Raw genomic sequence first — 5,648 nt, 5'->3', positions numbered from 1 at the left:
ATCCGCCGCTACATCATCTGGCGGAACAAGCACGCCGCCGACGAACGCCTACGCGCAGTCGTCGCCAGGGCCAACGTTGCCTGATGCGGCACTAGTCACTACGCGACTCTGCTGGGCGTAGGTCTGTGACGGTGTAGACCTGCCTCTCGCGCCCTGCTGTGTAGCGAACGGTTGTGACGGTCGCTGTAGCTTCGACAGGCTTCCCCAGGAGATCGTCACCCAGTCGCGTCGTAACCTCTTCAGCGGTTCTGGCTGCGATTAGGCGTCCTGTTCGAGTTTGGATCTCCACCGAACCGCGGCGCATGCTGGCTTCGACAAGCAGCCCCTCGATGATCTCTGTTGTCGTTTCTCCGAAGTCCACTCGGTCGCTCAGAAGCTTCAACCGAGCTGCACCGTGCCGGTCAAGAGTGCAGGTACGAGCACGGTCGGTTCCGGGTTCCCAGGAGAGCCTGAGGTTGACACCCGCCTCCGCGAGCAAGCCTGAGAGCGTGCCGAGATGCTTTACAGCTCGCTGCCCGAGCGGTACCACGCGGTCCGCCAGTCGATCGTCAGGCAAATCCTCATCACCAGGTGCGGATTGAGCAGTTTCGGCAATCTCAAAGATCGCTGCCACAGCGTCATCAAGCAGAGACGATGCTGGCGAATCTGCAGCTGATCCGAAAAGATCATCCTGGGTATGGGCCGGAGAGCTCTGGGCGGGGCCATAAAGGTGCACACCGTAGGACGATGGAAACGCGGGTGCCGAGCGAAGCAAAGTTGCACCCTGAATATGGCCAGGGATGGGCGCCGCCGCGGTTGGCGCGCCCGTCAAGGCCTGAGCCACCGACGTAACAGTGTTCTGGAGAGACGTAAAGAAGCTTCCGAGGAGGGTGATGGGAGCCTCGTGTCCTTCAACCTGTCCGCCATCAAGGGCCAAGTCGAGACGTCGCCGGTCCCTGACCTCGGAGGGAGCAGCTGACTGGCTACCCTCAGTTTCTGCTGTCAGGCTGCGTGTCGCGAAGCCAGCGGCAGCCTGAAGTGCCCGCCACTGTTGGGTCATAAGCTCTCTGTGAGTGACGTGAGGTCTCGATTGGCGGTCGCCTGTAGCTCGCTGTTCGCGGAGCCAAGCTCGCAGGGCCGCTTTGTCGCGCGGAATCTCTGGCTGCGTCATAGTTGCACCTCCAGGTATCCGCGACGGACGGCAATCCCACTGCGCGAGCGTTGCCAGATTTCATCGTAGAGACCCAGCGACTGGAAAGCCTGGATATTCCTCGCGCTGAGCTGCCCTGCTCGAAGATCATCAAAATGGACGCTGTCCGGGAGTCGAACGGCGTATGCATCGACCCGCATGCCGTGGCTTCGACACCAAGAGTGCTCCAGCAGATCTGCGAGGCTGTCGACATCCTGTTGGTCAAGCCGGTCGTACCAGTCGGCAGGAAATCCGTAGAAGACATCGACGTCTGCAGGTTCGGCCTTCTGGGTGACAAAGCTGCCAGCGAGCCAGGCACGCGGCATCGTTCCGAGAGCGGCCTCTACAAACATGAGGTGACGCTCCCATTCATCCCAGAGCGCTTGTCGGGTTGAAGAGCCTTCGAAATCCTCATGCAGGACGAAGCGGTCGATGACCTCGTCTCGCGTGGCCGCGTAGCGGCCTACAGGCAGATAGCCGTGATCGGAGCTCAGCACAGGGATCACTGGTTGCTCCTCTTCACGGGGTGATGCGCGGCTTGGGCAGCCTACTGCCAGCCCCTATCGGAGGCCCAGATTGCACACTGAAGCGTTATCGGCTGTTCGGACGGCGTGGGCTGCCCGTGCCGTCTAGCTGAGCGCATCTGCAATGAACTGCATCGAGTCCACGATCGCCACGGCCCCCGCAGCGGCCAGCCTGGCACCCTTGCCCGGCTTGTTCGCGAAGCCGATGGTCGGGACGCCCGCGGCCTCCCCGGCCTCGACGTCGCGGGCCGCGTCGCCGATGAAGATGCAGTGCTCCGGCCTGGTGCCCGCAGCCTCCATGGCTTCAAGCAGGAGGCGCGGGTTCGGCTTCATGGAGGAGGGGTCACCCAGGACGCGCCCGAAGACGCCGCCCACGTAGTCGCTGAGACCGTGCTCGGCGAGGTAGGCCTCGATGGCCGGGCTCGCATTGTTGCTGACCACCGAAACCAACCGACCGGAGGGGGCAGACGCACGCAGAACCGATTCTCCGCCCGGGGTCGGTCGACCGACCCGGACAGCTTCGGCCTCCAGTGCGGCCAGCATGGCGTCCGTGCTCGCCGTGAGATCGGGGCGGGCGTCCGAGATCAAGCGAAGCAGGGCGAGCGGGTCGTTCTCCTCCTCCACTCCCAGGGCCTGCTCGCCCGCGGCGAGCAGGCCCTCACGGAGTCGGCGCGCGACCTCCCGGGCCGGGAGGCCGGCGAAGACCGAGCAGACCGGGCCGTCGAAGTCGAGGAGCACGTGCTTCACCGGCCGCAGTACGTCGGCGAGTTGCTGAGGGCTGGCGGTCATGGCTGCCGCTCGTAGGCGATCGTGCTCCACACGCTGTCGAACCACATCTGGGCCTGCTGGACGTACTGCGAGCCGAGCGAGGCGTCGTCCGGGCCGGAGGCGTGGTGGAACAGGGTGGTGTCCTTGCCGGTCACGTCGTAGAAGGTGTGGTCGGCGCCATCGATCGCCACGGTGCGCTCGCGGAGCGGGTAGAAGCCGAAGAACGCCTCCGCCCGGTTCAGGATGTACAACTTGAACAGGCTGGACGCCCGGTGCACCTTGACCTGGACGCTCGCCTTCTGGACCAGGCCCAGCTCGGCCAGCATCTCCACCGAGTACGCGATGCCGCCGGCGTTCGTCAGGGCGATGTTGCGGGCGCGCTGCCGGAGGACGGCCTCGTCCTGGAGCCCGTCGACCAGGACCGGCACCGCCATCGGCGCCGTGGTGTCCGGCAGCAGCAGGCGGACCGTGATGGACTCCGGTGCCAGCCGGCCGGAGCGGACCTTGTCGAGCGGCTCCTGCAGCGCGTTGTGCAGCGTCTCGCTGGAGAACCCGGCGAAGTCGAGAGTCACCTGCTGCTGCTCGAAGGCCGCCTCCAGGTGCGGTCGCAGCCCGACCGGCCGGGACGTCCTCTCCCGTACGAATGAGCCGCTCCCCTGCCGGGTCACGATCAGTCCCTCGGTGCGGAGCAGGTCGAGCGCTTTGTCCACCGTGCCGCGCGCCACGCCAAAGTGCTTCGCCAGCTCGGGACCGGAAGGCAGCTTGTCGCCTGTCTCGAAGCCGGGCTTCTTCGTGAGGATCGAGGCCCGCAGAGAGCTGCTGACCTGCTGATACGGGGGGCGAGAGTCATCCGGGTCTAGGGCCATACGCCAATGCTAGGGGAGGTGCCCAACAGGCGCGAGAAACCCAACTCTCTTGACCTGCCCAAGCAGGTTGTCTATGTTGTGGGTGTCGCACCAAGTGAGACAGGGCGACACAGAGGGGCCTTCTTTGGGTTGCTCTGAGCTGCACGAATGCACCCGCGAGTGGTCGGCAACCGCCGCGCCCAGGGTGAAGGGGCCCGGGATAGATCGGGCCGAGGCAACCGGCGCCTTGGCAGTCCGGATGGCTGGAGACCGAAAGGTCAACGCCGTCCATGCCTGGGAGCACATCCCGAAAGGACGGCACACCGGGCCCCGCTCTGCCGGGGCCCGTGCTTGTGAACGAGTGACTTTGGCCCGGCCCTTCCGCTCGCGGTTGGGCCGTGGCCATGGCTGCTCGTGCACTGCGAGTAGCTGTGCCCGCGTGAGTTGGGCCGCCGCGCTCCCGGCCAAGGATCGCGCGGCGGCCCTCGGGCCCGCCCCCATCGAGAGAAGAGGTAGACCCGTGCGGTCGATTGTTGCAGGCCAAACGGCCTTGAACGAGGACGAGTTCGCCGAGCTGGCGCTCGGTCTCGTCGTGGACTCGGAGTTCACCCGGCTGTTCACCGGGGTGCCCGGCGAGAGCGTGATCGAGCGCGAGGCCCGCATGGACGCGGCGGACGGCATCCTGGCGGACCTGCGTCGGGAGGACCCGGTGCTGGCCGCCTACGCCGAGCAGCTGCTGAGCGTGGCGCCGGTGCCGTTGCGGCGCCCGGTCGTCATCCGCCGCACCACCAGCGTCGAGCGGGTGGCGGCGTGAACAGCACCATGAACCGCACCAGTTGGCGCTTCGACGCCCGGAACGGGATGACCATGCGCAATCCCCGTCCGGAGCTGCCGTCGGGTGCGGGCGTCACCGAGGCTCTGGACCTGCCGGTGGACGAGTTGCGGCGTGCCTTCGCCACGCACGAGGCCGGCCACGTCCTGGTCCTGCTGCACTCCGGGATCCCGTTCGAGGCCGTCTTCATCCGTGACGACCTCAGTCTGGTCCCGGACCGGGCCGGTAGCGGCGGGGCGGTCGTCCTCGGTCCCTGTTCGGCTCCGCTCCGCACCGGCCTGACGATGCTGGCCGCCGGCGAGCGGGCCCAGGACCGGTGGCTGCGGGAGACCGGCCGGTGGACCACCCGGCGCGGATGGGTGACCGAACTCAGCGCTATCAACGACCGCCGCGAGATCTACCGGGCCGTGTACGAGGCCTCCGGCCGGAACGTCACCTTCGGGGCCTCTGACGACCCGTGCCGGGACCTGGCCGCGCTGCACGACCACACCGACGCCCTGCTCGACACGCTGTGGGACCGGGTGACTCGCCTCGCCGAAGCCCTGGACCGGCGCGGGCGGCTGACCTGCGGGCAGGCCGCCGCGGCCGCCGGGCTCTTCCCGAAGGCGGGGTGGCAGCAGTGAGCGGGCTGAACGACTTCCGCGCCGACCAGCAGGCCGTCCGGGCCGACGACCGGGCGGACCGGTGCGAGGAGCGCGAGCAGCGCCGGCTGGATGCCGAGGCGGCCCGTCAGCGGCGCCAGGCCGACCAGCGCGCCGCCGAGCAGGCGCGGGAGCGGCGGCGGGCGGCGCGGGCCGCGCGCTTCGGCCGGGTGACCGGCTGGGTCACGGCGAACCCGGCGCGGGCGTTCGTCCGGCTGGTGCAGGCGTGCTCGATCGTGCCGGCCGTGGTCTCCCAGGTCACCGCGCTCGACCACGCCAAGGTCGCGGTGCTGCTCGCGGTGCTGCTGGCCGCGATGCTGGAGGGCGGCGCGTGGGCGCTGGTCGCCATGGGCGCCCAGGCCGAGGGCGAACGCTCCACCCACACCTACCGCCTCGGTGCCTGGACGGCCGGCACCGTGGCCGCGGGCATCAACTTCGCCCACGGCTGGCAGCAGTACACCGACGCCCGATGGGTCGCCGCCGTGCTGGCCCTGTCCAGCATCGGCGCCGTCTGGCTCACCGACCTCCAGACCCACGGCGGCCGCGGCCCGACCACGGCCGAGAAGAAGCAGGCGAAGGAGCGGGCCGAGCACGCCCGCCGCCGCGCCGACCACCACCCGAAGGTGCGGGCCGTCGCGGACCGCCTGCTGTCCGCCGCCGCTTACGGAGCGTTGTCGCCGGACGAGGCGTGGCGGATCGCGTGGGAGTACGTCCACGGTGTCACCGTGCCGGGTCTGACGGCCGAGCTGCTGGCCCAGCGGCTGAACGCGAGGGCCCGGGTGGCGGAGCTGAGCGCGCTGCCGGCGCCGGTCGATCTGTGGCCGGGCATGCCCGACGACCCGTTCCCCGCCCTCACCCTCCCGCTGCCCT

5 protein-coding genes and 2 pseudogenes are annotated in these 5,648 nt (G+C 68.5%); 4 read left to right on the top strand and 3 right to left on the bottom strand.

Annotation, left to right across the window (positions count from 1 at the left end):
* A pseudogene (locus ACIQOV_RS24585) lies at positions 1-84 on the top strand (transposase); the annotation flags it as partial.
* A gap of 1,062 nt (positions 85-1,146) precedes the next feature.
* On the opposite strand, the gene ACIQOV_RS24580 reads toward ACIQOV_RS24585, so the two are convergent.
* The 3 genes from ACIQOV_RS24580 to ACIQOV_RS24570 form a co-directional block, all read right to left on the bottom strand.
* A complete protein-coding gene (locus ACIQOV_RS24580; protein ID WP_401051802.1) occupies positions 1,147-1,674 on the bottom strand; it encodes a DUF6932 family protein in 528 nt (175 codons plus the stop codon).
* Positions 1,675-1,797: 123 nt separating this feature from the next.
* Positions 1,798-2,481 (bottom strand): HAD family hydrolase, encoded by a 684-nt coding sequence (locus tag ACIQOV_RS24575; protein ID WP_401051800.1) that lies wholly within the window; start codon positions 2,479-2,481, stop codon positions 1,798-1,800.
* Positions 2,478-3,326: a GntR family transcriptional regulator gene (locus ACIQOV_RS24570; protein ID WP_401051797.1), complete on the bottom strand. Its 849-nt coding sequence runs from the start codon at positions 3,324-3,326 to the stop codon at positions 2,478-2,480. The genes ACIQOV_RS24575 and ACIQOV_RS24570 overlap by 4 nt, the downstream gene beginning before the upstream one ends.
* 529 nt (positions 3,327-3,855) lie before the next feature.
* Between ACIQOV_RS24570 and ACIQOV_RS24565 the strand changes: the two genes are divergently transcribed.
* The 3 genes and pseudogenes from ACIQOV_RS24565 to ACIQOV_RS24555 form a co-directional block, all read left to right on the top strand.
* Complete coding sequence (locus ACIQOV_RS24565) at positions 3,856-4,119, top strand: hypothetical protein (protein WP_401051794.1); 264 nt, start codon at positions 3,856-3,858, stop codon at positions 4,117-4,119.
* The gene (locus tag ACIQOV_RS24560) at positions 4,116-4,760 is read left to right on the top strand and encodes a hypothetical protein (protein WP_401051792.1); all 645 of its coding nucleotides are present in this window, start codon (positions 4,116-4,118) and stop codon (positions 4,758-4,760) included. The genes ACIQOV_RS24565 and ACIQOV_RS24560 overlap by 4 nt, the downstream gene beginning before the upstream one ends.
* A pseudogene (locus tag ACIQOV_RS24555) lies at positions 4,757-5,648 on the top strand (hypothetical protein); the annotation flags it as partial. The gene ACIQOV_RS24560 and the pseudogene ACIQOV_RS24555, both read left to right, overlap by 4 nt.

This window comes from Kitasatospora sp. NPDC091257, assembly GCF_044757675.1.
In the GTDB taxonomy this organism is placed as follows: domain Bacteria; phylum Actinomycetota; class Actinomycetes; order Streptomycetales; family Streptomycetaceae; genus Kitasatospora; species Kitasatospora lactacystinica.
The sequence above is the reverse complement of the archived record's forward strand: the minus strand, read 5'-3'. Positions and strand labels throughout refer to the sequence as shown.